The organism is Frigoribacterium faeni, assembly GCF_011761235.1.
In the GTDB taxonomy this organism is placed as follows: Bacteria; Actinomycetota; Actinomycetes; order Actinomycetales; family Microbacteriaceae; genus Frigoribacterium; species Frigoribacterium faeni_A.
In genome coordinates this window covers 285680-312060 of record NZ_JAAOYW010000003.1, presented here as the reverse complement: position 1 = coordinate 312060, position 26381 = coordinate 285680, and the positions used below count along the sequence as shown (strand labels likewise).

Sequence of the window (26381 nt, the reverse complement as noted above, 5' to 3'; positions counted from 1 at the left end):
TCACCCGCGCGTCGCCCGCGGGGTGCACGATGCCCGCATGATCGCGATCAGCGCCGAGGTGCGCCAGGCGGACGGCATCGACTCGGTCCGTCAGCTCGAGACGACGCTGCGTCGCCAGTGGGAGACCATCCCCGTGAAGTCGCACCAGTACCTGCTGCGGTTCTGCGACGGCCCCGTGCTGGTGACGGACGAGCTGCGCTCGCTGCGCCTCGACGTGGTCGTGTCCGACGAGCGGTCGGCCGCGCACTTCGTCGAGTCGTTCCGTAGCGAGATCGAGTCACGGGTGGTCGGGCGGCCCGTCGACGTGCGCTGGACGCGACCGACCGTCGCGCCGCAGCCGCTGCGCTGAGGGTCGCCCGGCTCAGCTCTCGGCCGCGACGATCAGCTTCGTCATCGTGCGGTGCAGCGCGACGAGCTCGTCGCGGGTCACGTCGAGGCGCGCCATCATGCGCTCGGGGATCGACTCGGCCTCGCTGCGCAGCGCGGTGCCGGCCGGCGTGAGCTCGATCGACAGCGCCCGCTCGTCGTGGGCGCTGCGCTCGCGCGTCACCAGCCCCTGCGCCTCGAGGCGCTTGACGAGCGGCGAGAGCGTGCCCGGGTCGAGCCGCAGCAGCCGGGCGAGGTCGCGCAGCGCCAGCGGCTGCTGCTCCCACAGGGCGAGCATGACGAGGTACTGCGGATGGGTCAGGCCCATCGTGTCGAGCACGGGCCGGTAGGCCGCGACGACGCTGCGCGAGGCGACGGAGAGGGCGAAGCAGATCTGGCTCTCGAGGGCGAGGGGGTCGGCCGGCGGCGCGACCTCGACGCTGCCGCTCACGCGGCGGCGCCCCGAGGGCAGTGCAGCATCGTGCGCGGACCGCTGCGGTCGACGACGTGCTCGTCCATGGGGCGGCCGCAGAGCGGGCAGGCGCCGCCGTGCTCGGGCGCCGTGATCGGCGCCTCGTCGCGGATGCCGAGCTGCGCCCCGCCGATGTAGGGGCGGAGCCGCGCGTTCATGCGCTCGACGGCGTCGCCGAACCAGCTGCCGTGCTCGTGGTCGTTCTCTCCCCGCCTGCGGGGCCTCGTCGTGGCCATGCCCTGAGTGTACCAATGATTGGTGCACGACACGTCGGAGCCGCCGTCGACCTGCCCGCCCAGCCGGTCGGCATGGCGACCACCGCAGGAGGCGCGGCGGCGTACCCCGACGACCGCCCGCCCTGGGCGACCGGCCAGCGTCGCGGGGGTATCACGGAACGATGACTCGCGATCAGTACACCTTCGACGACCCCCGCACCCGTTACCCCGTGATCAGCCCGGAGGTGCAGCAGCAGCCGGAGCCCGGGCTCCAGTCGCGCATGACGCCCGTCCCCGACCTCGGCGAGGACACCTACCGCGGCACGGGCCGTCTCGCCGGCCGCAAGGCGCTCGTGACCGGGGCCGACTCGGGCATCGGAGCCGCCGTGGCGATCGCGTTCGCCCGCGAGGGCGCCGACGTCACCCTGTCGTACCTGCCCGAGGAGGAGGAGGACGCGCGCCACGTCGTCTCCGTCATCGAGGCCGCGGGGCAGAAGGCCGTGGCGGTGCCCGGCGACCTGACCAGCGCCTCCTTCTGCCGTGAGCTCGTGCAGCGTGCCGTCGACGGCATGGGCGGGCTCGACGCGATCGTCAACGTCGCCGGCGTGCAGGTCTGGCAGGAGTCGATCGACCAGATCGAGGACGAGCAGTTCGACCGCACCTTCAAGACCAACGTCTACGCGCCGTTCTGGATCATCAAGGCCGCCCTGCCGCACCTGGCGCCCGGCTCGACCATCGTCAACACGGCCTCGCTCGAGGCGTACCAGCCCGCCCCCGACCGGCTCGACTACGCGACCACCAAGGGCGCGATCAACAACTTCTCGAAGGGCCTCGCGCAGCAGCTCGTCGGCAAGGGCATCCGCGTGAACGTCGTCGCCCCCGGGCCCACCTGGTCGGTGCTGCAGGTGACCGGCGGCGTCGACCCGGAGTCGCTGCCCGAGTTCGGCTCGAGCGAGTCGCCGATGGGCCGCGCCGCGCAGCCCGCCGAGCAGGCACCGGCCTACGTGTTCCTCACGAGCGCCGAGTCGAGCTTCGTCGTCGGCGAGACGCTCAACGTGAACGGCGGCATGGTCACCCCCTGACCCTGCTCGCGCACGACGAAGGGCCCCGCTCGCGCGGGGCCCTTCGTCGTGCAGGCCGGTGGGGTGCCGACCGGCGTGGTGCGGCTCGCTAGGCGACCTTGCGGCCCTGGGCCAGCACCTGGTGCGCCCGGGCGGCGAGCTCGCCGCGCACGAGCACCTCGTACCGGCCTGCCTCCATGGTCTTCACCGAGGCGAAGTCACGACGGCCGCGGGTGGCGGCGTGGCCGACCGCGCCCCAGAGCGCTCCCCACAGGGCGCCGGCGCCGAGGGCGATCAGCAGGACGCCGATGAAGGCGACGCCCGGCGCGAAGATGCTGAAGAGCAGGCCGAGCAGCAGGCCGAACCACGCGCCGCCGGCGGCACCGCGGGCGGCGGCCTTGCCGGTCGTCAGTCGGCCCGCGACGTTCTCGACGGTGCGGATGTCGTGGCCGACGATCGAGACGCTCTCGACGGGGAAGCCCTCGTCGCTCAGCAGGTCGACTGCCGACTGCGCGTCCTCGTAGCGGGTGAAGGTGGCGAGGGTCTGCGGGTGGCCGTCGCCGGCGAAGGCGCCGATGCCACGGGGTCCAGGCGTGCCGGCGATCGGCGACGAGGCCGGCGCCTGCTGCTGCGGGGCGCCGTAGGGGGCTCCCTGCGGAGGCGCTCCGGCCGGCGTCGCCTGCGGCCCGTTCCCCGCGGCGGCGGCCGGGTCTGCGGGCGTGGTGCCCGCGGGAGGGGTCGGGGCGTACTCGCCGTACGCGGGACGGGGGCGGTCGGCACCCGTCGGGGCCCCGGAGGCGCGGGTCGCGTCGTCGTCGGAGGCGGGGGTCGGGCCAGGCTGGTCGGTGCTCATGCTTGATGTCTACCGCGTCGCCTCCGCGCGTGGAGCCGATGCACAGGGCACGTCCAGACGACGGGGTCGGCCCGGGCCGGGTCAGGGGGACGGCCGATGCCGCAGGCACGGGACTGGCCGCGTGCGCAGGCCCGGGCCGCAGGTTCTGTTCCGGTCCGGGCCGTAGGCGCAGGTCTGGGCCGCAGGTCCGGGCCGCAGGCGTAGGCCCGGGCCGCAGGCGCAGTCCGTCCCCGCAGCCCCCGGCCGCGGACGCGGACGCGGCGGAACCGTGCTTCAGGAACGCGACCTCCTCGGGTCCCGAGTCGTGCACGATGCAGGACTCGCGGTCCTGAGTGCTGAGAACTCAGGAGCCGCGTTCCTGAACGAGGAAAGGGAGAGGGAGAGGCAGCGCGGCGGGGGCTCGGCGGGAGGGAGCTGGGCGGGAATGCACGGCGGACCGGGAACGAAGAACGGCCCTGCCGGGGAGGCGGGGCCGTTCTCGTGGGTGGATCTGAGGGGACTCGAACCCCTGACCCCCTGCATGCCATGCAGGTGCGCTACCAGCTGCGCCACAGACCCAGATCGTGTTTCTCTGCCGCCCCTCTCGGCGCGACTCGTCAACCTTACTACACATTTCGAGGGCGCCAGTACACCCGGGTCCGACCGCCGGCCGGACCGCGTGCCGCACCGACCGAGGTGCCTTAGAGGTGCCGCAGGTAGCGGCCCGGCTCGTCGAGGAACGCACGCCAGTGCTGCACCAGGTCGAGCTCGCCCCACGTCGTGCGCTCGACGCCGCGCTCGCCGAACTGCAGCACGGCCGCGCCGGGCAGGGCCGCGAGCACCGGCGAGTGCGTGGCGCAGAGCACCTGGCCGCCGGCCTCGACGACGTCGGCCAGCGTGACCATGAGCTGCAGCAGCGACGTGAACGACAGCGCCGCCTCGGGCTCGTCGAGCAGGTACAGGCCACGCCCGCCGAGACGCGCGTCGAACGCGTGCAGGAAGCTCTCGCCGTGGCTGACGTCGTGGAACCCCCGGTCGCGCTTCTCGTACCGCGCGAACATGTCGAGGGCGGTCTCCGACCGCAGGAAGTACCCCGTCGCGCGGCGTCCGACCATGCGGCCGCCGGTCGCGGTGCGGTCGAGCTGCAGCACGCTGCCGAGCGCCGAGGGCTCGAGCTCGGACGACCACGGGCTGTCCGACCGCCCGCCGCGCACGTCGGCGCCCCACGCCTCGGCGACGGCCTCGACGACCGTCGACTTGCCGCTGCCGTTCTCGCCGACGAGGAACGTCACGGGCGCGTCGAGCGTGAGGCCCGCCCCGATGAGGGCGGCGACGGCGGGCACGGTGAACGGCCACTCGCCCCGGTCGTCGACCAGGGCCTCGGGCACGTGCAGTCGCTCGATGATCATGCGACAGGGTCGCACGGACGACCGACGGCACGGGGCCGCGGCGCCGAGGAGGTGGGGGCCTAGGCCTCGGTGGAGGCGGCGGTCGACGAGGCGGTCACCACGTCGAGCGGGATGGCCGGGCAGTCGCTCCACAGGCGCTCGAGCGAGTAGTACTGGCGGTCCTCGTCGTGGAACACGTGGACGACGACGTCGCCGAAGTCGAGGAGGATCCAGCGGCCCTCGGCACGACCCTCGCGGCGCAGCGTGCGGGCGCCGGCCTCGAGCATCTTGTCCTCGATCTCGCCGGCGATCGCCACGACGTTGCGCTCGCTGCGGCCCGAGGCCAGGAGGAAGACGTCGGTGAGGGCGAGCGGCTCGGACACGTCGAGGGCGACGAGGTCGTCGGCCTGCTTGTCGTCGGCGGCGCGGGCTGCGATCTGCAGGAGCTCGATGGCACGGGGGGTGGCTGTCACGGATTCCTTCGGGGTGGGTCGGCCCTGGGCGGGACGACGACGGCGTCAGCCGCCGAGGATGCCTGTGGCGAATCCGGCGATGACCCCAGCGATGATACCCGCTCCGAGGACGCCGCCGCCGATGCCGAGGATGAGCGGCAGCTTGCTGGACGCGGGCTGCGAGGCCGCCAGCACGACGGACCTGGTCGAGGTGTGGGTGCTGATGGCGCGGCTCGCGCGCACGGGGGCCGCGTCGGTCTCCGCGCTCTCGGCGTCGCCCTGCTCGAGCAGGCGGTCGATGTCGGAGTTGTCGATGCGCGCCTGCGAGCCCGTCGCGCCGAGGCTGCGGGGCAGGTCGATCGACCCCGTGATGATGATCTCGCCCGTGGCGTTGAGCGCACCGGTGACGTCCGCGACCTGCTGGTCGGTGAGGATGAGGGCGTTCGTCTGGCCCGTGTGGGTGCCGAGGGCACGACCGGGGGCCGTGTCGTCGTCCGGCTCGTCGGACTGCGTGGTCCAGTGGCCGACGGGCGGCACGAAGCCGCTGGGCTCGGGGGCGGACGCCGGAGCCGGCTCGGCCGCCGGGGACGACGTCTCGGCGTCGACGCCGCCGGCCGTGCCCGTCGAGGAGGCGGTGCTCGCCGGCGTCGCCTGCTGCGGAGCCGCGGCGGGAGCCGGCGTCGGCTCGGCCGACGCGGGACCGGCCAGGTCGAGCGGGAACACCGAGGGCGCCGAGGTGGGCGCGGCCGCGGACGTCGTCGGGGACGAGACGGCCGTTGACGGCTGCCCCGTGCGACGGGGCCCGGGGGCCCGCTCGTCGGCGGCGGGCTCGTCGCCCGTCGAGCCCGGCACGACGGACGCGGCGTCGTCCTCCGGTCGGCGGGCGGAGGTCGGGGCGGCCTCGTCGAGCGGCGCGACGATCTCGTCGACCGTGCTCAGGGCGTCGACGAGCCGGCGACGGGGCTCGGGCCCGGGCGCCTGCAGCGGCACCGGTGCAGGCGCTCCCTGCTCGGCGCGCTGCGCGCGCATCTGTCGACGGGTGAGCCCGTCGGGGCCGGCCACGGAGGCGGGCGGCTGGCCGACCGCCGAGGCGGGACGGGGCTCGGCGCCCGCCGCGTCGGCCGGGCGCGGCGCGGACGCGGGGACGGCCGGCGCGGGCGCCGGGCTCGAGGTCGGCACGCCGGCGGCGGGGGCGCCTGCGGACGCGGGGGTCGAGGCGTCGGAGGGGACGCCTCCTGCGGTGCCCTCGGCCACGGCACGACCTGCCTCGCGGGCACGCTCGCGCTCGCGGATCTGACGCCGGGTCAGCGGCTGCTCGTCGGACGTGCTCATGCGTTGCTCCGATACAGGTGGTGCTTGGAGATGTACTGGACGACCCCGTCGGGGACCAGGTACCACACCGGGAAGCCGCGCCCCACCCGGGCGCGGCAGTCGGTCGACGAGATGGCGAGGGCAGGCACCTCGAGCAAGCTTACGTCGCTCTCGGGGAGGCCGCTGACGCTCAGGTCGTGGCCTGGACGGGTCACGGCGACGAAGTGCGCGAGGTCCCAGAGCTCGCGCACGTCCTTCCAGTCGAGGATCTGGGCGACGGCGTCGGCGCCCGTGATGAAGAAGAGCTCGGAGTCGGGCCGCTGCGCCCGGATGTCGCGGAGGGTGTCGATCGTGTAGGTCGGGCCGTCACGGTCGATGTCGACCCGGCTGACCGTGAACATCGGGTTGGAGGCCGTGGCCACGACCGTCATCAGGTAGCGGTGCTCGCTGTCGCTGACGCCGGACTTCATGTACGGCTGGCCGGTCGGCACGAAGAGCACCTCGTCGAGGTGGAACGACTGCGCGACCTCGCTCGCGGCGACGAGGTGGCCGTGGTGGATCGGGTCGAACGTGCCGCCCATGACGCCCACGCGGGGTCGGCGACCGGTGACGAACGCCCCGGGGGTGCTCGTCGCGGGCGTCGTGCCGGCCATTCTGCGGTGCCGCCGGGTCAGTGCTGCTCGGGGTGCCCGAACTCGTCGATCGGCCCGTCGTGGTGCGCCTGCGTCGAGGCCTTGCGCGGCGAGCGGTTCGCGACGTCGCGGTAACTCCAGACGACGAAGCCGAGGAACAGGAAGAACAGGCCGAAGGTGGCGGCGATGACGGCGGGAGGCGCGATCAGCGGCGCGAGGTCTTCGTGGGCTGCGGCCAGGAGGGCGACGTCGAGCATGGGTTCTCCGTTCCGAGGGGCGATCCTCGACAGTCTAGCCGCGCACCTGGCCCTGCCCGCGCACGACCCACTTCGTGCTCGTCAGCTCGGGCAGCCCCATCGGGCCCCGGGCGTGCAGCTTCTGCGTCGAGATGCCGACCTCGGCGCCGAAGCCGAACTCGCCCCCGTCGGTGAAGCGGGTCGAGGCGTTGACCATGACGACCGCGCTGTCGACCTCGCGGAGGAACCGCTCGGCGACGGCGTGGTCGTTCGTGACGATCGACTCGGTGTGGTGCGTCGACCACCGGGCGATGTGGGCCATCGCCTCGTCCACGTCGGCGACGACGCGGACGGCGAGGTCGAGGCTGAGGTACTCGGCGGCCCAGTCGGCGTCGGTGGCCGGGACGGCCTCGGGGAACGCCCGGACGACCCTCTCGTCGCCGTGCACCGTCACGCCGGAGGCGCGCAGGGCCGCCAGCACCGGCGGCAGCAGGCGGTCGGCCGCGTCCTCGTGCACCAGCAGGGTCTCGAGCGCGTTGCAGACGCTCGGGCGGCTGGCCTTGGCGTCGACGACGATCTCGACGGCGGTGCCCTCGTCCGCCGACGCGTCGAGGAACACGTGCACGACGCCCGCGCCCGTCTCGATCACCGGCACGGTCGACTCGCGCACCACCGTCTCGATCAGCTCGGCGCTGCCGCGGGGCACGAGCACGTCGACGAGGCCGCGGGCGCGCATCAGCTCGGCGGCGCCGGCGCGGCCGTGCTCGTCGACCGTGACGACCGCGTCGGCGGGCAGGCCCAGCGCGACCAGCGCCTCCTGCAGCACCTCGACGAGCACGCGGTTCGTCTCGCGCGCGGCGCTCCCGCCGCGCAGCACCGCCGCGTTGCCGCTCTTGAGGGCGAGGGCGGCGATGTCGACCGTCACGTTCGGCCGGGCCTCGTAGATCACCCCGACCACGCCGAACGGCACGCGGACCTGGTCGATCCGCAGCCCGTTCGGCAGCACGCGTCCGCGCGCGCTCTCGCCGACGGGGTCGACGAGGCCGGCCACGAGCCGGACGGCGTCGGCGAGGGCCTCGAGCCGCACGGCGTCGAGGCGGAGGCGGTCGCGCAGCGACTCGGCGACGCCGTCGTCGGCGGCCCGCGCGAGGTCGAGCTCGTTGGCCGCCACGATCCGCGGGCCCTCGGCGACGAGGGCCGCCGCCACGGCGTGCAGGGCGGCGTCCTTCTGCGCGGTCGTCAGCGCCGCGAGCCGCACGGAGGCGGCCTTGGCGGCCCGGAGGGTCTCGGTGAACGACGGGGCGACGGTCGGTGCGGACGACATGCGGAGAGCTTAGGACGCCCTCGGCTCCCCCGCGACGCGACGCCCGCCGTCGCCCGCCCGGCGGAGGGCGGTGCGGGTCAAGCGCCCGGGGCCGCGGAGAAGAACGTGCCGACCTCGGCCCCCGCCAGCGCGGCGGCCACGTTCGCCGTCGACGTGACGAGCACGGGCGTGCCGGCCGCCGCGGCGTAGCGCGCGGCGGCGACCTTGGTGCCGGCTCCCCCGGTGCCGACCCCCGCGGCGCCGGCGTCGCCGAAGGTCACTCCCGCGAGGTCGTCGCCGTGCGGCACGTCGTCGATGCGGACGGCCCCCGGCTCGTGCGGCGGGCGCGTGTAGAGGGCGTCGACGTCGCTGAGCAGCACCAGGACGTCGGCCCCGACGAGCTCGGACACGAGGGCGGCCAGGCGGTCGTTGTCGCCGAAGCGGATCTCCTGCGTGGCGACCGTGTCGTTCTCGTTGACGATGGGCAGGATGCCCAGCTCGAGCAGGCGCCCCATCGCCCGCTGCGCGTTGCTGCGCGGCGTGGCGTCGGCCATGTCGCCGGCGGTGAGCAGCACCTGCCCCGCGACGATGGCGTGCCGGCGCAGGCTCTGCTGGTAGCGGTAGATGAGCAGGTTCTGGCCGACGGCCGCGGCCGCCTGCTGCGTCGCCAGGTCGGCGGGGCGGGAGTCGAGCCGCAGGTGCGGCATTCCCGTCGCGATCGCCCCCGACGACACGAGCACGACCTCGGCGCCGCGGGCGTGCGCCCCCGCGAGGGCGTCGACGAGCGGCTCGATCTGGTGGGCGGCGTCGCCGCTGACCGACGACGACCCCACCTTGACCACGATGCGCCGGGCGCGGGCGATGTCGGCCCGCACGGCGACCGTCGCCGCCCCGGAGGACGGCGCTGCCGGCTCAGCGCTCATCGCTCGTCGTCGCCCTCCTTGACGAGGAAGCCCTCGTCGTCGGTCCACAGCCCGGCCGCGCGCTCGCGCTGCAGCTCGGCCCGCGCCTCGGCCTTGGCGTCCATGCGCTCGAAGTAGTCCTCGCGGCGCTGGTTGCGGGTCGGGCGGTCGTTCTTGATGAGGCGCGGGTCGGTGCCGCGCGCGGAGGTCATGAGCTCAGCGGTCGAGGTCAGGGTCGGCTCCCAGTCGAAGACGATGCCGCCCTCGGGGCCGATGACGACGGTCGAGCCGGCCTGCGCACCGGCCTTGAAGAGGGCGTCCTCGATGCCGATGGCGTTGAGCCGGTCGGCGAGGTAGCCCACCGCCTCCTCGTTGTTGAAGTCGGTCTGCACGACCCAGCGCTCGGGCTTCTGGCCGAGGATGCGGTAGACGTTGCCGTACGTGCCGCCCTCGACCTTGATGACGAACGGCTTCTCGTTGACGGCGCGGGGGCGCATGACGAGACGAGGAGGCGCGGGCCGGGCGGCGACCTCGGCTCGGCTCTGCTCGACGACCTCGGCCAGGGCGAACGACAGGTTGCGCAGGCCCTCATGGCTGACGGCCGAGATCTCGAAGACGCGGTAGCCGCGGGCCTCGAGCTCGGGCGTGACGAAGTCGGCCAGCTCGCGGCCGTCGGGCACGTCGACCTTGTTCAGGGCGATCATCTGCGGTCGCTCGAGCAGCGGCAGCTGGCCCTCGGGCACCGGGTACGCCTCGAGCTCGCGGCGGATCACCTCGAGGTCGGTCAGCGGGTCGCGGCCGGGCTCGAGCGTGGCGCAGTCGAGCACGTGCAGCAGGGCCGAGCAGCGCTCGACGTGGCGCAGGAACTCGAGGCCGAGGCCCTTGCCCTCGCTGGCGCCCTCGATCAGGCCGGGCACGTCGGCGACGGTGTAGCGGGTCTCGCCCGACTCGACGACGCCGAGGTTGGGGTGCAGCGTCGTGAACGGATAGTCGGCGATCTTCGGCTTGGCGGCCGAGAGGGCGGCGACGAGGCTCGACTTGCCGGCCGACGGGTACCCGACGAGCGCGACGTCGGCGACGACCTTGAGCTCGAGCAGCACGTCGCCCTGCCAGCCGGGCGTGCCGAGCAGCGCGAAGCCGGGGGCCTTGCGCTTCGTCGACGAGAGCGCGGCGTTGCCGAGCCCGCCGATGCCGGCCTCGGCGACGACGTGGCGCATGCCGTGCTCGGTCATGTCGACCAGCTCGTCGCCGTCGGCGGTCTTGACCACGGTGCCGAGCGGGACGGCCAGCTCGAGCTCCTGGCCCTGCGTGCCGCTGCGGTGGTCGCCCATGCCGGGGCCGCCGTTCTCGCTCGAGCGGTGCGGCGCGCGGTGGAACCCGAGCAGGGTGGTGACGCCCGCGTCGGCGACGAGCACGATGTCGCCGCCGTTGCCGCCGTTGCCCCCGTCGGGGCCGGCGAGGGGCTTGAACTTCTCGCGCTTGACGGAGACGCAGCCGTTGCCCCCGTTGCCTGCTCGCAGGTGGAGGGTCACGTGGTCGACGAATGTGGCCATGGATCAGTCTTTCCAGCTCTGGTGCCGGCGCGCGCTGCTCCGGGTCTCTCGCGCACGGGGAGCCGGTGTCGGGGCCGTGCGGTGGTGCCTCGCCGTCGGCGGACGGAGGCGACGATGGTGCCGGCCTCGCGGACTCCGCGGAGCCGAGCGCACCTGGGCCGGGTGAGCACCAACGTGTGATGCTACAGGGCCGATCTGGGCCGGTCAACGCGAGGGCGGCCGCGCGGCTAGCATCGGCGCGTGACCATCCTGATCGACGAGCCCGTGTGGCCCGCCCACGACACGGTCTGGGCCCACCTCGTCAGCGACGCGTCGTATGACGAGCTGCACGCCTTCGCCGCCTCGCAGGGCATCCCCCGCCGCGGCTTCGACCACGACCACTACGACGTGCCCGAGTCGCGCTGGCACGACCTCGTGGCGGCCGGGGCGCAGCCGGTCACGGGCCTCGACCTCGCGCGCCGGCTCGAGCGCAGCGGCCTCCGGGTGTCGCAGCGGGTCAAGCGCGGTCTCTGACCGGTCGCCCGCCCCGGGTCACCAGGCGGCGGCGTGCCCCGTGAAGCTCGCCACGACGGCGCCCGTCCCGAGGTCGACGACCGTCGTCGTGGTGCCCTCGGGCACCGGGTCGATCGTGTAGCTGTAGTCGGTGGGGTCGTCGGCCGCGGCCGTCTCGACCGCGAGGTACTGCCCGTTCGGCGAGACCGAGAACCCCTCGATCTGCGACGACTCGCCGGCGGGGCGGAACACGACCCGCGCCTCCTTCTCGTCGTCGACCACGATGAGGTTCGTGAAGCTGGCTCCCCCGTCGTCGGGCACGGCGACCTGCTGCACGTACTCGGACGCGGCGACGGCGACGAGGTCGCCGCGGTAGGGGGTGCCGCCCTCGACCGCCGAGAACGGGATCGGCGTCTGGTCGCCGGTCGCCAGGTCGACCCGGAACGCCTGCAGGGCGGTCGCGGCGACGATGCCCCGCCCGTCGAGCGACACGCCCTGCAGGGCCACGAAGGTGCCGAGGGGACGAGGAGGCGCCGCCCCGGTCAGGTCGTAGAGGGCCACCTGCTCGTCGCCCGCCTGCGCCACGACGCTCGCCTGGCCCGGCACGAACGCCCAGTCGAGCACCGAGAGGGGCTGGCCGGCGATCGACAGGACCGGCTGGACCTGCCGCTGGCCCTGGAGCGGCAGCGTGTAGAGCAGCTCCTGCTCGGAGCCCGCCGGCCGCCACGAGAACGCGAGGGTCGTCGTCGCGACGTCCGCGCCGAGGCGGGTGACGAGCCCCGGGCCCTCGGGCAGCGGCAGGGTCTCGGCGGCGACGCCGTCGGCCGAGACGAGGCTCAGCCTCGACCGCTCGCCGTCGTCCGTGAGCACGGCCACGGCGGTGTCGAAGGCCTCGAACGCCTGGATCCGGGGAGCGGACCAGACCCTGGCCCGGTCGCCGCCTCCCTGCAGGGGCGCCCGCTCGAGGACGTCGTCCGCGCCCTCGCCGCCGTGCACGACGCGCCAGACGACGGCGGGGTCGGTGCTGAACGACGTGCTCAGCGTCGAGTCCCGGCGCTGGTACACGCTCGACACGCCCCGCACGGTGACGGTGTAGTCGGTGCCGTAGCGCAGCCGCTCGCCGAACTCGACGGCGACGACGTCGCCCGACGTCTGCACGCGGAAGTCGGCGGCGGGCGAGACCGTCACCTGGTCGGCCTCGACGTGCGCGACGGGCTGGTTCGCGAACAGCCGCAGCTGCTGGCCGGGCCGGTCGACGACGGCCGTCGTGTCGACCTGCACGTCGGCCAGCTTCGGGCCCTGCAGGTGGGTCAGCACGCCGAACACGGTGCAGACGAGCGCCAGCACGACGACGAGCGCGACGAAGCGCCGCCGCTGCCCGGCGTGCCGCTCGGCCTCGTCGAGGTCGCCGTCGGCCGCCCAGAGGTCAGTAGAGGTAGGGGTCACTCGGCTGCCCGACCTCCTCGAGCGAGTCGGGCACCAGGGCGATGGGGTCGCTCGACGTGCTGCTCGGGTTCGGCTGGAACCCGCCGGACACGTCGAGCCACTCGTCGGCCGACACCTGGCTGCGCCAGTCGACGAGGTGCACGGGCACCCCGACCGGCTGGGCGTCGACGGCGCAGCAGGTGACGACGAAGCGCGACACGTAGAACACGTCGGGGTCGTCGCCCGAGGGCACGACGAAGCCGACCACGTCGGCGGTCTTGCCCTCGAAGAACGACAGGTCGCTGGTCTGGCGCAGCAGCCCGGCCCAGTCGAGCACCGAGAACGCCGCGTAGGCGTCGGCGGAGGCGCCGGCTGCGTCCTCGACGCTGGTGCCGGCGAGGGAGGCGGTGGACGAGTTCACGTCGCGCTGCCCGGCGGTGGCGCTGGTGAGCGTCGCGGGCGGCAGCACCACGAGCGAGACCGCGACGGCCGTCGTCACGAGCGCGCCCGCGGCGACGGCGGCGGTCCGGGCCGCGGCGCGGCCCCGACGCGGGCGACGCGGGCGCTCCGCCGGCGCCCGGCCGACGGCGGTGCCGTCGTCGAGTCCGTCGGGCCCGTGGCCGTCGCGGTCGTCGTGGTCGTGCCCGTGGTCGTGGTCGTCCCGTGCCGACGGGGCCAGGACGAGCACGCCGAGCGACAGCACCATCCCGACGGCGATCATGACCACCGTGAAGACGACGTACCGCGGGTGGATGTAGAGCACGAGCTGCCCCGTGGCCGACAGCCACAGCGTCGAGACGCCGACGACGAGGGTCAGGAGCACCCCCTGCCAGCGGTCGGCGAGGCGCGACACGGCGTCGAGGCGGGACGGGCCGCGGGGCGTGCGGGCGAGGTCAGGCAACGTAGTTCACCACCAGTCCGATGGCGGCGCTGGTGAGCGCCACCACGAGGGTCAGCTGAGCGAGGGTGCGCGGACGGTACGTCGTGCGCAGCAGGGCGAGCATCTTGACGTCGATGATCGGCCCGAAGACGAGGAACGCGGCGATGCCGCCGGGCATGAAGGTGGAGGCGAACGGCAGCACGAAGAACGCGTCGACGTTCGAGCAGAGCGAGATGACGAACGCGAGCACCATCATCGCCAGCACCGACCAGACCGGGTTGCTGCCGAGCGTGACGAGCACCGACCGGGGCACCGCCGTCTGGATGCCGCCCGCGACGGCGGCGCCGACGAACAGCGCGGGCATCATCGTCGACATCTCGCGGCGGAACAGCTCGACGCTCTCGCGCAGCTTCGAGGCGCCGCCGTGGCCGTGCTGCTGCGGCAGGGCGCACTCGGCCGCGAACGACCGCGTGAGCAGGCTCTCGGGGTCGGGGTGGCGGCTGTAGAGCCAGCCGATCAGGTTGGCGATGAGGAACCCCCCGGCCAGCCGCGCGACGAGGATGCCGTCGCTCCAGCCGAACGCCTGGTGCGTCGTGATGATCGTGATCGGGTTGAGGATCGGCGCCGCGAGCAGGAACGTCATCGACTCGGACACGGTGAAGCCCTTGAGCACGAGGCCCCGCGCCAGGGGGACGTTGCCGCACTCGCAGACGGGCAGGAACACGCCGAGGAACGAGATGACGGCCCGTCGCAGCAGGGGCTGGCGCGGCAGCCACGACGTGAAGAACGACTGCGGCAGCCAGACCTGCACGACGATCGAGAGCACGATGCCGAGCAGCACGAAGGGCACCGACTCGACGATCACGCTGATGGTCAGGGTGACGAAGTCCTGCAGGGTGTCGGGCAGCAGGCCCGGCCCCAGGGCCGGGCTGGCGAGGCGCAGCACGAGCAGCACGACGGCCACGCCCACGCCGACGGCCAACAGCGGGCCTCGGGGCGACCGGCGGCTCGGCGCGTGCTCATGGCCGGCCCGGCGCAGGGCCTCGCGTTCGCGAAGCGGCGCCGTCACCGATCTCGCCCGTCGTCGGCGGCGGGGGGCGCGAAGCGCGACCAGTCGTCGGCGGCGGAGTCGCCACGAGGAGGAGCGGGCCGGGTGGTCGGGGCCACCGGCAGCACCGCAGGCAGGGGCGCGGTGGCCTCGGGGCTCGCGTCGAGCGCCGAGGTGCGCTCCACGGGGGCGGGCTCGCGTGCCGGGTCGGCGACCTGCCCGCGGGGGTCGGCCGCCGCCTCCTCGTCGGGGTCGGCGATCGGCGCGGGGCCGGCGGCCTCGTCGCCCGGGGCGGCATGGTCGGCCGCGGCGTCGGCCCCGGCCGCGACCTCGGCCACGCCCGGGGCCGAGCGCGCCGCGTGCCAGGCGACGACGACGCCCACCAGCAGCAGCGCCGTGTCGACGATGCCGGCCGACAGCGGGATGGTCGTCAGGTAGAGGGCGAGGTTGACCCAGGTGCCGCCGCTGAGCGAGGCGGCGACCCCGGGCACGATGCCGACGACGGCGAGGGCGACGGTGCCGGAGGCCCCCGCCACGACGCCGCGGCGGAGCACCGGGGCGAGCGGCAGGTCGGGGTCGACGGGCCGCACGAGCAGCAGCACGACGAAGGCCACGACGTAGAACGGGAACGGGTAGAGCACGAAGCTGCCGAGGAACTGCCCGACCGGCGTCGCCGTGAAGTCGCTGGGCCACGGCGTCACCGAGTAGCCGAGGGCGGCACCCGCCATCGCGACGAGGCCGAGCGCGAAGCGGGCGACGAGCACGACGCCCAGGGCCGTGGCCGCGGCCAGGAGGCGCGCCCGGCCGACGGGGGTGCGGAGGCCCCGCACCGCGGCGGGCAGCGAGCGCAGGAACACCGCAGCCCGACGGGGCGACCTGTCGGTCGCCGCGTCGGGCTGCGGTGTCGGAGTCACCCCGTCACCCTAGACGAGTCAGAGTTCGTCGGAGCTGACCCCGACGCCGAGGATGAACGGCCCCGCCTCGCCCTGCTCGGGCGACTCGGTGGCCGCGGGCGTGGTGGTGCCCGAGCTGGAGGCGCGGCGCGACCGGCCGCGTCCCTGGCCGGGCTGCTTCGGCTCGGGCAGCGCGCCGAGCACGCTGTCGAGGATCTGCTCGGCGTCCTGCGTGCTCATCTTGCGGGGCTCGCGACGGGTCGCGGCCACCGGGATGTCGAGGATCGCGACGGACGCCTCGGGCGTGACGGTGGCCGTCGAGGCGGCGCGGCGGCTGCCGCGCCGGGCCGGGGCGGCCGGCTCGGGCTCGACGGGCGCCTGGGCCGGCGCCGTGGCCGGGGCCTCGGCCGCGGGGGCGGCCGGCGCCTCGACGGCGGGGGCCGTCTCGCGGACCGACGGGGCGTCGGCCTGCGCGTCGCGCTGGCCGGCGTCCTGCTGCTCGCCCTGGTCGGCGTCGCGCGAGCGCGAGCCGCGACGGCCCTTGCGGCCGCCGCGGCCGCGACGCGGCTCGTCGGCCGAGTCGTCCTGCGGCTCGTCGGCACGGGCCGACACGGACGCCGCTGCGGCGTCGATGGCGGCCTCGACCGCGGCCGCCGCCGTGGCGGCGCTGTCGTGGTCGGTCGTCCGGTCGCCGTCCTCGGCGTGGGCGATGGTCGACGCGGCGATGCGCGAGAGCGCGTTCTTCACGTCGTCGGTGATGGCGTGGGTGCCGGTCGTCGGGTGCGCCGACGACGAGCCCGCCTGGCCGCCCTGGCCACGACCCTGGCCCTGGCCGCCGGCGCCGGTCGCGCCGCCCTGCTTGCCGCCGGCCGGGGCGCCGCCGCGACGGCCCTGCTGCTGGCCGCCCTTGCGGGGCTGCTGCTCCTGCGTGCGGGTCGCGCTGCCTGCCTCGGCGAACGACTCGGCCAGGCCGAGGCCCAGCTTCTTGCGCGTCATCTGCACGAGGCCGAGCGAGGTGACCTCGGCGACCTGGTGCTTCGTCCGGTCGCGGCTGAGGCACTCGACGAGACGACGGAGCACGAGGTCGCGGTTCGACTCGAGCACCATGTCGATGAAGTCGACGACGATGATGCCGCCGATGTCGCGGAGGCGCAGCTGCCGGACGATCTCCTCGGCGGCCTCGAGGTTGTTCTTCGTCACCGTCTCTTCGAGGTTGCCCCCGGAGCCGACGAACTTGCCGGTGTTGACGTCGACGACCGTCATGGCCTCGGTGCGGTCGATGACGAGCGAGCCGCCGGAGGGCAGCCAGACCTTGCGGTCGAGGGCCTTCTCGATCTGCTCGTTGAGGCGGTACTCGTCGAAGGCGTCGCGGTCGCCCTCGTAGCGCTTGACCCGGTCGAGCAGGTCGGGCGCGACGGCCGAGAGGTACGACTGCAGGGTGTCGTAGGCGTCGTCCCCGTCGATGACCATCTCGTGGAAGTCCTCGTTGAAGACGTCGCGGACGATCTTGATCAGCAGGTCGGGCTCCGAGTGCAGCTGGGCGGGGGCGTTGCCGGCCTCGACCTTCTTGCTGATGTCGGCCCACTGGTTCGTGAGGCGCTTGATGTCGAGGGTGAGCTGCTCCTCGGTGGTGCCCTCGGCCGCGGTGCGGACGATGACTCCCGCGTTCTCGGGCAGCGCCTCCTTCAGGATCTTCTTGAGGCGCGCGCGCTCGGTGTCGGGCAGCTTGCGGCTGATGCCGTTCATCGAGCCGTTGGGCACGTAGACGAGGTAGCGGCCGGGCAGCGAGACCTGGCTGGTGAGGCGGGCGCCCTTGTGGCCGACCGGGTCCTTCGTGACCTGGACGAGCACGCGGTCGCCGGGCTTGAGCGCGAGCTCGATGCGGCGGGGCTGGTTGCCGTTCGAGAGCGAGTCCCAGTCGACCTCGCCCGAGTAGAGCACCGCGTTGCGGCCGCGTCCGATGTCGACGAAGGCCGCCTCCATGCTCGGCAGCACGTTCTGCACGCGGCCGAGGTAGACGTTGCCGATCAGCGAGACGTTCTGCGCCTTGGCGACGTAGTGCTCGGCGAGGGTGCCGTCCTCCATGACGCCGATCTCGATGCGGTCGCCCGACGAGCGGACGACCATCTTGCGGTCGACGCTCTCGCGGCGGGCGAGGAACTCGGCCTCGGTGATGACGGTGCGGCGGCGACCGGCGTCGCGGCCGTCGCGGCGGCGCTGCTTCTTCGCCTCGAGGCGCGTCGAGCCCTTGATGCGCTGCGGCTCGGTGATGAGCTCGACCTGGCGCTGCGGGCGCTCCTGTCGGTCGCCGCGGTCGCCGCGGTCCCGGCCCTGGCGCTGCTCGGAGTCGCGCTCCTCGCGGTCCTGCGAGCGGCCGCGCTGGCGGCGACGCGAGGTGCTGCGCTGCGGCTCGTCGCGGTCGTCGCGGTCGTCGTCGTCACGGTCGTCGTCGTCGCGCAGGTCGCGGTCGTCGTCGTCGCGGTCGTCCCACTCGTCGTCGCGGCGGCGACGGCCCGGGCGGGCCGGCAGCGGCAGGATCTCGGGCGCGTGGAAGATGAGGCTCGTCGTGGTGAGCTGCGCGGGGATGGGGCCGGCGTCGGCGGCCTCCGCCTCGTCGGCCGACGGGGCGTCCGCCGCCGGGGCCTCGGCGCGCGGGGGCGCCACCGCCGCGATGTCGGCCTGGACGGCCTCGGTGTCGACCAGGGCCTCGGTCTGGGCGGGGCGGGTGGTCTCGATGCTGTCGCTGGTCGCGGCCTCGGCCCCGACCTCCTTCTCGGTGGTCACGGGGGAAGCCTCCTGGGCGTCGTCGTTCCGGTCGTGGGGGGCGGTGCCGAGCGCTCGGGGCGCGGTCGTCGCCGGTGCGGTCACCTGGCGCGACAGGAGCCCCGCGAACAGGCCCCTCTTCTTCTTCGGCTGGCCGTCTCTGTCGTTGTCGTTCTTGTCCACCACTGCTGGTGTGCTCCTCGCCCCGCCGTCGGCATCGCCGTCGCCGGGTGGTCTCGTGTCGTGGCCGGGAGGCGCCCTGCACCTGCCGGCGGCCACCGCGCCCTCTCACGGCGCGCATCGTCAGCGACGTCGCGTTCGGTCAGCCGGAGCCACCGCCCGTCTCTGCGGGCGTCTCCCCCGGATGTCGTTCGTCGACGTCAGGTTCTTCGTTGCTGTCCGGAACTGGCTGTCCGGCGGTGGGCGACTGCGCCCTGGCCCGGATCTAGCTGCCACCGGTCGGTGCCCGCCCGCCGGGACGGCCACTCGTGGAGGCCGACCTGCAGACGGCCCCGCAGTGCAGCACGGCCCGGAAAGTCATGATCCCGGGACCTTCGCCCCGCGACTGGCTCGATTATCGCACGCCTCGCCCTGGACGACGATCCGCACGGTGAGATGATCGTGCTCGTGACCGATCAGAGAGCCCCCCAGCGCACCCACCCCTCGGCGGGCCGCTCGCCGGTCGTCCCGGCCGTCCTGCTGGTCGTCGCGGGGCTCGTCGGCCTGCTCGGCTCGTTCGCGCTGACCGTCGACAAGTTCCGCCTGCTCGAGGATCCCTCCGGCTCGCTCGGCTGCGACGTCAACCCGTTCGTGGGGTGCTCGCCCGTGATCAACAGCTGGCAGGCGTCGCTGTTCGGGTTCCCGAACCCCCTCCTCGGCCTGGTCGGCTTCGCCGCCCCCGTCGCGGTGGGCCTCGGGCTCCTCGCCGGCGCCCGCTTCGCGCGGTGGTTCTGGGTCGCGTTCACCGCGGGCGTGTTCCTCGCCTGGGTGTTCGTCACGTGGCTGTTCACCCAGACGGTGTTCGTGATCGGCGCCCTGTGCCCCTGGTGCATGCTCGTGTGGTCGGTGACCATCCCCCTGTTCTGGATCCTGCTCGTCTGGGGGCTGGCGCACGGCGTCACGGTGCCGCAGGGCCGCCTGCAGCGGGCGGCCGCGGCGTTCCTGCCCTTCTCCTGGATCCTGCCGGTGGCGAACTACATCGTCGTCGCGACGGTGATCCTGGTGCAGTTCCCCCTGCTCCTGCCGACGCTGCTCGGCTGACGCACTCAGCGTCTCCTTGGGGAGGTGCGCCAGGGTCGTCGAGGCCCGCATCGGCCGCCCCACCCGCCACCCACGACCAGCGAGGACCCATGACGCCACCAGCCGGACCCGCAGAGACCAAGCGCGAGCGTCGGGAGGCGGCGCGCGAGAAGGCGCGCGTCACGCGCGAGGCCGAGGCGAAGCGCCGACGCCGCAAGAAGTGGGCCGTGCAGGGCGGCCTCGTCGTCGGCGTCCTGGCCGTGCTCGCCGTCGTGGCCCTCGTGGTCACGCGGTCGCTCGCCCCCGCCGGCCCCGGCCCGCTCAACATGGCCAGCGACGGCGTCGTGCTCTCGGGCGACGGCACGACGATCTCGGCCGTGACGACCGACGCCGTCCCCGCCGACGGCTCGCCCACCCCCTCGGCGGCGGGCACGGCCGAGAAGCCGAGCATCGTCGTGTACCTCGACTACATGTGCCCCTACTGCGGCCAGTTCGACACGACGAACGCCGAGCAGCTGCAGACCTGGGTGACCCAGGGCGCGGCCGACCTCGAGATCCACCCGCTGGGGTTCCTCGACAACGCCTCGCTCGGGTCGAAGTACTCGACCCGGTCGGCCAACGCCCTCGCCTGCGTCGCGAACTACCAGCCCGACGCCGCGCTCGACGTGAACACCGCGCTCTTCGCCCAGCAGCCCGCCGAGAACACGCGGGGCCTGACCGACGCCGAACTGGTGACGCTGGTCGAGGGAGCGGGCGTCGACGACGGGGACGTCGCCTCCTGCATCCGGGACGGCGAGTTCACGGACTGGGTCACGAGCGCCACGCAGCGGGCGCTGAACGACCCGCTGCCGAACTCTGACCTCGCCGCGGTGACGGCGACGCCCACGGTGCTCGTCAACGGCCAGCAGTACCAGGGCTCGCCGACCGACGCCGCCGCCTTCGCGCAGTTCGTGTCCGAGGTCGCCGCCGGCCAGTCGACCGGCGACACGAGCACGGGCGAGCTGCCCGGCTCGACGGCGACGCCCGCCCCCTGACGAACGACCGTCACGACGACGAGGAGGGGCGGTGCCGGTCTCGACGACCGGCACCGCCCCTCCTGGTATGACGACCTAGAACCAGAGAGCCAGCTCGCGCGCGGCGCTCTCGGGGCTGTCGCTGCCGTGCACGAGGTTCTGCTGCACGGCCAGGCCCCAGTCGCGGCCGAGGTCGCCGCGGATGGTGCCGGGCGCCGCGGTCGTCGGGTCGGTCGTGCCGGCGAGCGAGCGGAAGCCGGGCACGACGCCGTTGCCCGCGACGCGGATCGCGACGGTCGGGCCGCTCTGCATGAACTCGACGAGCGGCTCGTAGAACGGCTTGCCGACGTGCTCCTCGTAGTGGCGGGCCAGCAGGTCGCGGTCGGCCTGGACGAGGCGGAGGTCGACGAGCGAGTAGCCCTTCGCCTCGATGCGGCGCAGGATCTCGCCGGTCAGGCCGCGGGCGACGCCGTCGGGCTTGACGAGGACGAGGGTCTCTTGGAGGTCGGTCACTGGTGCTCCTTCGTGTGGGGCGGGTGGTGGTCGGAGGGGGCCGGGGCACGGGGCGCCGCGGCCCGGGGACGGGACGGCGTCAGAGCTGTCCGCCGAAGCGGGCGGCGTTCATCCGGTCGAGCTGGGTGCCCTTGACCAGGCAGTACGTCCAGATGCCGACGAAGAGCGCCGCGACGACGTACATGACGGGGTCGAGCAGGCCGCAGGCGACGAGCCCGAGCTGCACGACCCAGCCGAGCACGACGCCCCAGCGCCAGCGCAGGGTCCGGGACACGAGCAGGATCAGCACGATGGCGCCGAGCCCGCCGCCGAACGCGACGGCCGGGGGCAGCAGCCCGCGGCCGTTCACGACGAGGACGACGAAGAACAGCGACATCGCCTCGAGCACGAGGACGATCGAGAGCAGGCTCTCGGCCGCGCCGCGTCGCCGTGCCGGCCGGCCCGGTCGTCCCGGTCGCGCCGGTCGGCCCGGCTCGTCGGTGCCCGCAGGAGGCGGCGCCTCGGTCACGACAGACCGCCGTCGGTCTGCGCGAGCGCCAGCACGTCGCCCACGAGGGTGATCGACCCGGTGACGACGACGCCGCCGGGCTCGTCGCCCTCGGCCTCGTCGGCCAGGTCGCGGGCGGTGCGGAGGGCCGACACCAGGTCGGTCTCGACCACGACGCGGTCGGCGCCGACGACGCCCACGGCGATCGCGGCCAGCTCGTCGGCGTCGACCGAGCGGTCCGAGCCGCTCTGCGTGACGACGAACTGCTGCACGGTGCCCGAGAGGGCCCGCACGATGCCGGCGGCGTCCTTGTCGGCGAGCACCGACAGCACCGCGACGACCCGTCCGAACTGGAAGTAGTCGTCGACCGCCTTGGCGAGGGCCCGCGCCCCGTGGGGGTTGTGGGCGGCGTCGACGAGGATGGTCGGCTCGTTGGCGACGATCTGCAGGCGCCCGGGCGACGTGGCCGCCGCGAGGCCCTCGGCGAGGACGTCGTGGTCGAGGGCCTGGCTGCCGCTGCCGAGGAACGACTCGACGGCCGCGACCGCGACCGCGGCGTTCTGGGCCTGGTGGTCGCCGAAGAGCGGCAGGAGCAGGTCGTCGTAGCGACCGGCGACCCCGCGGATGGTGACGACCTGGCCGCCGACCGCCACCGTGGTCGACTCGACGCCGAAGGCGTCGCCCTCGACGGCCAGCGACGACTCCGTGAGCTCGGCGGCGCGCTGCAGCTCGGCCAGCGCCTCCGGCATCTGGGCCGCGCTGACGACCGAGGCCGCCGGCTTGACGATGCCCGCCTTGGTGCGGGCGATCGCCTCGACGGTCGACCCGAGGCGGGACTGGTGGTCGAGCGCGATGGGCGTGAAGACGGCGACCTGGCCGTCGGCGACGTTGGTGCTGTCCCACTCGCCGCCCATGCCGACCTCGAGCACGACGACGTCGGCGGGGGCGTCGGCGAAGCAGGCGAAGGCGAGCACGGTGAGCGCCTCGAAGAAGGTCAGCGTCGGCTCGCCGCGCGACCCGAGCTCGGCGTCGACCATCGCCAGGTAGGGCTGGATGTCGTCCCAGTTGGCGACGAGGCGCTCGTCGCTGATCGGCTCGCCGTCGACCACGATGCGCTCGTTCAGGCGCACGAGGTGCGGGCTCGTCATGAGGCCCGTGCGCAGGCCGTGGGCGCGCAGGACGCTCTCGATCATGCGGCTCGTCGACGTCTTGCCGTTCGTGCCGGTGATGTGGATGACCGGGTAGGCCCGCTGCGGGTCGCCGAGCAGCTCGACCGCACGACGGGTCGCCGCGAGCCGTGGCTCGGGCGCCTGCTCGCCGACCCGGGCCAGGAGCTCGTCGTGGACGCGCGTCGCCTCCGCGGCGAACTCGTCGTCGCGGCCGTCGCCGTCGTGGTTCTTCTTCGGGCTCACGCTCGTCGCACCTCCACCGTCACGGCCGAGCCGGAGCCCACCGCGACCTTCCCGTCGCGTCCGGCGACGTCGTCCTGCACGTCGACGACCAGCTCGGTCGTCAGGGTCTCGGCCTGCACCATGTCGCGGTGCGCCTCGAGGGCCGTCGCGGCGGCCGCGTCGAGGGCGACGGTCGTCACGACGCGGTCCGAGACGTCGAGGCCCGCGGCCTTGCGGGCCTGCTGCACGGCGCGCACGACGTCGCGGGCCAGGCCCTCGGCCTCGAGCTCGGGCGTCGTGGCGGTGTCGAGCAGCACGAAGCCGCCGTCGCCGACGAAGGCGATCGCGGCGGTCGGGTCGTCGACGGCGAGCTCGAGGGTGAACTCGCCGGGCAGCAGCTCCACGCCGCCGACGACGACGTTCTCGCTGGCCGGGGCCCAGTCGCCCTTCTTGGCGGCGGGGATGACCTGCTGCACCTGCTTGCCGATGCGCGGCCCGGCCGCCCGGGCGTTCACGGTCAGCTTGCGGGTGACGCCCCACTCGCCGAGGCTCTCCTCCGTCAGGGGCGTGAAGGCCACCTCCTTGACGTTGAGCTCGTCGCGCAGGATCGGCCCGAAGGGCTCGAGCGCGGCGGGGTCGGGCGCGACGACGGTGAGGCGGGCGAGGGGCAGTCGCACCCGCAGGCCGGTCGCCTTGCGCAGGGCGAGGCCCGACGAGGCGATCGCGCGGACGGCGTCCATCGAGGCGACGAGGGCGTCGTCCTCGGGGAACGCGGAGGCGTCCGGCCAGTCGGTCAGGTGCACGCTGCGCCCGCCGGTGAGGCCCTTCCAGATCTCCTCCGTCACGAGCGGCGCGAGCGGGGCGGCGACGCGGGCGACGGTCTCGAGCACGGTGAACAGCGTGTCGAAGGCGTCCCGGTCGTCGCCCGCCCAGAAGCGGTCGCGCGAGCGGCGCACGTACCAGTTCGTGAGCACGTCGGCGAAGTCGCGCAGGGCGGCGGCCGCGAGCGGCGAGTCGAGCGCGTCGAGGTGCCGCTCGACGTCCGTCACGAGGAGGCGCGTCTTCGCGAGCAGGTAGCGGTCGAGGACGTCGGTCGAGTCGGTGCGCCACGTGGCGACGTAGCCGTCCGCGACGTGCCGGCCCTCGCCTCCCGAGCTGCCGCCGTCGGCGGCGTTCGCGTACAGGGTGAAGAAGTAGTACGTGCTCCACAGCGGCAGCAGGAACTGCCGGACGCCCTCGCGGATGCCCTCCTCGGTCACGACGAGGTTGCCGCCGCGGATGACGGAGCTCGACATGAGGAACCAGCGCATCGCGTCGGCGCCGTCGCGGTCGAAGACCTCGGAGACGTCGGGGTAGTTGCGCAGGCTCTTCGACATCTTCTGCCCGTCGGAGCCGAGGACGATGCCGTGGCTGATCACGTTCGAGAACGCGGGCCGGTCGAAGAGCGCGGTCGAGAGCGCGTGCATGACGTAGAACCAGCCGCGGGTCTGCCCGATGTACTCGACGATGAAGTCGGCGGGGGCGTGCGTCTCGAACCACTCCCGGTTCTCGAACGGGTAGTGCACCTGGGCGAACGGCATCGAGCCCGAGTCGAACCAGACGTCGAAGACGTCGTCGATGCGGCGCATCGTGCTGCGGCCCGTCGGGTCGTCGGGGTTCGGGCGGGTCAGGTCGTCGATGTACGGGCGGTGCAGGTCGGGCTCGCCCTGCTCGTTGAGCGGCAGCCGCCCGAAGTCGGCCTCGAGCTCGGCGAGCGAGCCGTAGACGTCGGTGCGGGGGTGGGCGGGGTCGTCGCTGCGCCACACGGGGATCGGCGAGCCCCAGTACCGGTTGCGCGAGATGGACCAGTCGCGGGCGCCCGCGACCCACTTGCCGAACTGGCCGTCCTTGACGTTGTCGGGCACCCAGGTGATCTCCTGGTTGAGCTCGCCCATGCGGTCGCGCACGTCGGTGACGCGGACGAACCAGCTCGACACGGCCTTGTAGATGAGGGGGTTGCGGCAGCGCCAGCAGTGCGGGTAGCTGTGCTCGTAGCTCGCGAGGCGCACGAGGCGGCCGTCGGCGCGGAGGCGCTGCACCAGCACCTTGTTCGCGTCGAAGACCTGCAGCCCGGCGACGCCGAGCTCGTCGAACATCGGCAGGAACCGACCGGCCTCGTCGACCGAGACGATGACGGGGATGCCGGCCGCGGCGCAGACGAGCTGGTCGTCCTCGCCGTAGGCGGGCGCCTGGTGCACGATGCCGGTGCCCTCGCCGGTGGCGACGTAGTCGGCGACGAGCACGCGCCAGGCGTTCTCGGTGCCCCACGCCTCGGCGTCGGCGTAGACGTCCCAGATGCGGTCGTACTCGACGCCCTCGAGCTCGGCGCCCGCGAAGGTCGCGGTGACGGCGGCCTGCGCGGCCTCGGGCGACTCGTAGCCGAGGTCGCGCGAGTAGGCGGCGAGGGTGTCGGCGGCGAGCAGGAACACGCTGCCCGTGAGCTGCTGCTGGTCGCCCGTGCGCTCCCCCGGCAGCAGGGCGTGCGGCACCGTGACGTACGAGATCTCGGGCCCGACGGCGAGCGCCATGTTCGTCGGCAGGGTCCACGGCGTGGTCGTCCAGGCGAGGGCCTCGACCCCGGTGAGGCCGAGCGACTCGGCCTTGGCGCCCACGAGCGGGAACGCGACCGTGACCGTCTGGTCCTGCCGCGTCTTGTAGACGTCGTCGTCCATGCGCAGCTCGTGGTTCGACAGGGGGGTCTGGTCGTGCCAGCAGTACGGCAGCACGCGGAAGCCCTCGTAGGCGAGCGACTTGTCCCAGAGCTGCTTGAAGGCCCAGAGAACGCTCTCCATGAAGGTGACGTCGAGGGTCTTGTAGTCGTTCTCGAAGTCGACCCAGCGCGCCTGGCGGGTGACGTAGCCCTGCCACTCGTCGGTGTACTGCAGCACCGAGCTGCGGGCGGCGGCGTTGAAGGCGCCCACGCCCATCTCGTCGATCTGGTGCTTCTCGGTGATGCCGAGCTGGCGCATCGCCTCGAGCTCGGCGGGCAGGCCGTGGGTGTCCCAGCCGAAGCGACGGTGCACCTGCTTGCCGCGCATGGTCTGGTAGCGCGGGAACACGTCCTTCGCGTAGCCCGTCAGCAGGTGGCCGTAGTGCGGCAGGCCGTTGGCGAACGGCGGGCCGTCGTAGAAGACCCACTCGTCGCGGCCCTCGCGGGCGCGGATCGACTCCTGGAACGTGTCGTCGCGCCGCCAGAAGGCGAGGACGCCCTGCTCGACGTCGGGGAACCGGGGCGATGCGGGTACCGGCTGGTAGGCCATGGGAACTCCAGGTGCTGCGGATGTCCGTCCACGAGGACGCCTGCCGAGGGTTCTCGGTCGGCGCGGTACCACCTCGCTTGCCGCCCCTGACGGGACGACCTCTCTGCTGCGGCTGTGTCGGGCCTGCCCCGCTCGGGTCTAGTGACGCCTCCCGCCCCTGTGACGGGCCGGTCGGCGCGTTCTGCCGAGTGCTCCCCGGTGATGGCCGGATCAGT

General features: G+C 73.8%; 26 protein-coding genes and 1 tRNA gene. 6 read left to right on the top strand and 21 right to left on the bottom strand.

All coding sequences use genetic code 11. The annotated features are described in order from the left end of the window. The first annotated feature begins 37 nt into the window (after positions 1–37). Positions 38–349, top strand: coding sequence for a hypothetical protein (locus FHR78_RS13590; protein ID WP_166761055.1), 312 nt, complete (start codon positions 38–40; stop codon positions 347–349). 12 nt (positions 350–361) lie between these two features. Here FHR78_RS13590 and FHR78_RS13585 read toward each other — a convergent pair whose 3' ends face one another. Next, positions 362–817, bottom strand: coding sequence for a MarR family winged helix-turn-helix transcriptional regulator (locus tag FHR78_RS13585; RefSeq protein ID WP_347878219.1), 456 nt, complete (start codon positions 815–817; stop codon positions 362–364). Beyond that, entirely contained in the window at positions 814–1074 is a 261-nt protein-coding gene (locus FHR78_RS13580; protein ID WP_166761054.1) for a hypothetical protein, read from the bottom strand. The genes FHR78_RS13585 and FHR78_RS13580 overlap by 4 nt, the downstream gene beginning before the upstream one ends. A gap of 15 nt (positions 1075–1089) precedes the next feature. Here FHR78_RS13580 and FHR78_RS13575 point away from each other — a divergent pair, with 15 nt between their 5' ends. Together FHR78_RS13575 and FHR78_RS13570 are read left to right on the top strand one after the other, a co-directional pair. Then, positions 1090–1239 carry a hypothetical protein gene (locus FHR78_RS13575; protein WP_166761053.1) on the top strand — a complete coding sequence of 50 codons (150 nt, stop codon included), beginning with the start codon at positions 1090–1092 and terminating at the stop codon, positions 1237–1239. Then, a complete protein-coding gene (locus FHR78_RS13570; RefSeq protein ID WP_166761052.1) occupies positions 1236–2135 on the top strand; it encodes an SDR family oxidoreductase in 900 nt (299 codons plus the stop codon). The genes FHR78_RS13575 and FHR78_RS13570 overlap by 4 nt, the downstream gene beginning before the upstream one ends. An 88-nt stretch (positions 2136–2223) precedes the next feature. On the opposite strand, the gene FHR78_RS15280 is transcribed toward FHR78_RS13570, so the two are convergent. The 10 genes from FHR78_RS15280 to obgE form a co-directional block, all read right to left on the bottom strand. Beyond that, a complete protein-coding gene (locus FHR78_RS15280) occupies positions 2224–2967 on the bottom strand; it encodes a general stress protein (protein WP_243862572.1) in 744 nt (247 codons plus the stop codon). Positions 2968–3452: 485 nt separating this feature from the next. Then, positions 3453–3525, bottom strand: a tRNA-Ala gene (locus tag FHR78_RS13560). A gap of 122 nt (positions 3526–3647) precedes the next feature. Further along, entirely contained in the window at positions 3648–4355 is a 708-nt protein-coding gene (locus FHR78_RS13555; RefSeq protein ID WP_166761051.1) for an AAA family ATPase, read from the bottom strand. A gap of 59 nt (positions 4356–4414) precedes the next feature. Further along, a complete protein-coding gene (gene rsfS / locus FHR78_RS13550; protein WP_166761050.1) occupies positions 4415–4807 on the bottom strand; it encodes a ribosome silencing factor in 393 nt (130 codons plus the stop codon). A 45-nt stretch (positions 4808–4852) separates the two neighbouring features. Next, complete coding sequence (locus FHR78_RS13545; protein WP_166761049.1) at positions 4853–6118, bottom strand: hypothetical protein; 1266 nt, start codon at positions 6116–6118, stop codon at positions 4853–4855. After that, on the bottom strand, positions 6115–6750 hold the full coding sequence (nadD, locus tag FHR78_RS13540; protein ID WP_166761048.1) for a nicotinate-nucleotide adenylyltransferase: 636 nt from the start codon (positions 6748–6750) through the stop codon (positions 6115–6117). The genes FHR78_RS13545 and nadD overlap by 4 nt, the downstream gene beginning before the upstream one ends. A gap of 17 nt (positions 6751–6767) precedes the next feature. Continuing rightward, positions 6768–6986 (bottom strand): hypothetical protein, encoded by a 219-nt coding sequence (locus tag FHR78_RS13535; protein WP_166761047.1) that lies wholly within the window; start codon positions 6984–6986, stop codon positions 6768–6770. A 34-nt stretch (positions 6987–7020) separates the two neighbouring features. Beyond that, positions 7021–8289 (bottom strand): glutamate-5-semialdehyde dehydrogenase, encoded by a 1269-nt coding sequence (locus tag FHR78_RS13530; RefSeq protein ID WP_166761046.1) that lies wholly within the window; start codon positions 8287–8289, stop codon positions 7021–7023. Positions 8290–8366: 77 nt separating this feature from the next. Further along, positions 8367–9191, bottom strand: a complete 825-nt coding sequence (gene proB, locus FHR78_RS13525) for a glutamate 5-kinase (RefSeq protein WP_166761045.1) — start codon at positions 9189–9191, stop codon at positions 8367–8369. Next, the gene (gene obgE / locus FHR78_RS13520) at positions 9188–10723 is read right to left on the bottom strand and encodes a GTPase ObgE (RefSeq protein WP_166761044.1); all 1536 of its coding nucleotides are present in this window, start codon (positions 10721–10723) and stop codon (positions 9188–9190) included. The genes proB and obgE overlap by 4 nt, the downstream gene beginning before the upstream one ends. A gap of 240 nt (positions 10724–10963) precedes the next feature. On the opposite strand from obgE, the gene FHR78_RS13515 reads away from it, so the two are divergent. After that, positions 10964–11236 (top strand): DUF4031 domain-containing protein, encoded by a 273-nt coding sequence (locus FHR78_RS13515; RefSeq protein ID WP_166761043.1) that lies wholly within the window; start codon positions 10964–10966, stop codon positions 11234–11236. Positions 11237–11254: 18 nt separating this feature from the next. Here the strand turns inward: FHR78_RS13515 and FHR78_RS13510 are convergent, their stop codons facing one another. The 5 genes from FHR78_RS13510 to FHR78_RS13490 all read right to left on the bottom strand — a co-directional run bounded on the left by FHR78_RS13510 (position 11255) and on the right by FHR78_RS13490 (position 18407). Then, positions 11255–12661: a hypothetical protein gene (locus FHR78_RS13510; RefSeq protein ID WP_166761042.1), complete on the bottom strand. Its 1407-nt coding sequence runs from the start codon at positions 12659–12661 to the stop codon at positions 11255–11257. Then, on the bottom strand, positions 12642–13541 hold the full coding sequence (locus tag FHR78_RS13505) for a TIGR03943 family putative permease subunit (protein WP_243862571.1): 900 nt from the start codon (positions 13539–13541) through the stop codon (positions 12642–12644). The genes FHR78_RS13510 and FHR78_RS13505 overlap by 20 nt, the downstream gene beginning before the upstream one ends. Then, the gene (locus FHR78_RS13500; RefSeq protein WP_243862570.1) at positions 13534–14502 is read right to left on the bottom strand and encodes a permease; all 969 of its coding nucleotides are present in this window, start codon (positions 14500–14502) and stop codon (positions 13534–13536) included. The genes FHR78_RS13505 and FHR78_RS13500 overlap by 8 nt, the downstream gene beginning before the upstream one ends. 83 nt (positions 14503–14585) lie before the next feature. Beyond that, complete coding sequence (locus tag FHR78_RS13495) at positions 14586–15482, bottom strand: hypothetical protein (RefSeq protein ID WP_166761041.1); 897 nt, start codon at positions 15480–15482, stop codon at positions 14586–14588. An 18-nt stretch (positions 15483–15500) separates the two neighbouring features. Continuing rightward, positions 15501–18407: an Rne/Rng family ribonuclease gene (locus tag FHR78_RS13490; protein ID WP_347878218.1), complete on the bottom strand. Its 2907-nt coding sequence runs from the start codon at positions 18405–18407 to the stop codon at positions 15501–15503. A gap of 444 nt (positions 18408–18851) precedes the next feature. On the opposite strand from FHR78_RS13490, the gene FHR78_RS13485 reads away from it, so the two are divergent. Further along, on the top strand, positions 18852–19484 hold the full coding sequence (locus FHR78_RS13485) for a vitamin K epoxide reductase family protein (RefSeq protein WP_347878217.1): 633 nt from the start codon (positions 18852–18854) through the stop codon (positions 19482–19484). Between the two features lie 89 nt (positions 19485–19573). Next, entirely contained in the window at positions 19574–20497 is a 924-nt protein-coding gene (locus FHR78_RS13480; RefSeq protein ID WP_166761038.1) for a DsbA family protein, read from the top strand. A gap of 75 nt (positions 20498–20572) precedes the next feature. On the opposite strand, the gene ndk is transcribed toward FHR78_RS13480, so the two are convergent. The 4 genes from ndk to ileS form a co-directional block, all read right to left on the bottom strand. After that, positions 20573–20989: a nucleoside-diphosphate kinase gene (gene ndk / locus FHR78_RS13475; protein WP_166761037.1), complete on the bottom strand. Its 417-nt coding sequence runs from the start codon at positions 20987–20989 to the stop codon at positions 20573–20575. A 79-nt stretch (positions 20990–21068) separates the two neighbouring features. Beyond that, positions 21069–21497 carry a DUF4233 domain-containing protein gene (locus tag FHR78_RS13470; RefSeq protein ID WP_347878216.1) on the bottom strand — a complete coding sequence of 143 codons (429 nt, stop codon included), beginning with the start codon at positions 21495–21497 and terminating at the stop codon, positions 21069–21071. Beyond that, positions 21494–22888: a Mur ligase family protein gene (locus FHR78_RS13465; RefSeq protein ID WP_166761036.1), complete on the bottom strand. Its 1395-nt coding sequence runs from the start codon at positions 22886–22888 to the stop codon at positions 21494–21496. Before FHR78_RS13465 ends, FHR78_RS13470 begins: the two co-directional genes overlap by 4 nt. After that, positions 22885–26166 carry an isoleucine--tRNA ligase gene (gene ileS, locus FHR78_RS13460; protein ID WP_166761035.1) on the bottom strand — a complete coding sequence of 1094 codons (3282 nt, stop codon included), beginning with the start codon at positions 26164–26166 and terminating at the stop codon, positions 22885–22887. Before ileS ends, FHR78_RS13465 begins: the two co-directional genes overlap by 4 nt. Between the last annotated feature and the right edge of the window lie 215 nt (positions 26167–26381).

Coding starts and splice junctions, on each gene's coding strand:
- FHR78_RS13535 (WP_166761047.1), bottom strand. CDS start 6,986: ATGCTCGACGTCGCCCTCCTGGCCGCAGCCCACGAAGACCTCGCGCCG.
- ileS (WP_166761035.1), bottom strand. CDS start 26,166: ATGGCCTACCAGCCGGTACCCGCATCGCCCCGGTTCCCCGACGTCGAG.
- obgE (WP_166761044.1), bottom strand. CDS start 10,723: ATGGCCACATTCGTCGACCACGTGACCCTCCACCTGCGAGCAGGCAAC.
- FHR78_RS13580 (WP_166761054.1), bottom strand. CDS start 1,074: ATGGCCACGACGAGGCCCCGCAGGCGGGGAGAGAACGACCACGAGCAC.
- proB (WP_166761045.1), bottom strand. CDS start 9,191: ATGAGCGCTGAGCCGGCAGCGCCGTCCTCCGGGGCGGCGACGGTCGCC.
- FHR78_RS13575 (WP_166761053.1), top strand. CDS start 1,090: ATGATTGGTGCACGACACGTCGGAGCCGCCGTCGACCTGCCCGCCCAG.
- FHR78_RS13480 (WP_166761038.1), top strand. CDS start 19,574: ATGACGCCACCAGCCGGACCCGCAGAGACCAAGCGCGAGCGTCGGGAG.
- FHR78_RS13590 (WP_166761055.1), top strand. CDS start 38: ATGATCGCGATCAGCGCCGAGGTGCGCCAGGCGGACGGCATCGACTCG.
- FHR78_RS13570 (WP_166761052.1), top strand. CDS start 1,236: ATGACTCGCGATCAGTACACCTTCGACGACCCCCGCACCCGTTACCCC.
- FHR78_RS13545 (WP_166761049.1), bottom strand. CDS start 6,118: ATGAGCACGTCCGACGAGCAGCCGCTGACCCGGCGTCAGATCCGCGAG.
- nadD (WP_166761048.1), bottom strand. CDS start 6,750: ATGGCCGGCACGACGCCCGCGACGAGCACCCCCGGGGCGTTCGTCACC.
- FHR78_RS15280 (WP_243862572.1), bottom strand. CDS start 2,967: ATGAGCACCGACCAGCCTGGCCCGACCCCCGCCTCCGACGACGACGCG.
- FHR78_RS13530 (WP_166761046.1), bottom strand. CDS start 8,289: ATGTCGTCCGCACCGACCGTCGCCCCGTCGTTCACCGAGACCCTCCGG.
- FHR78_RS13555 (WP_166761051.1), bottom strand. CDS start 4,355: ATGATCATCGAGCGACTGCACGTGCCCGAGGCCCTGGTCGACGACCGG.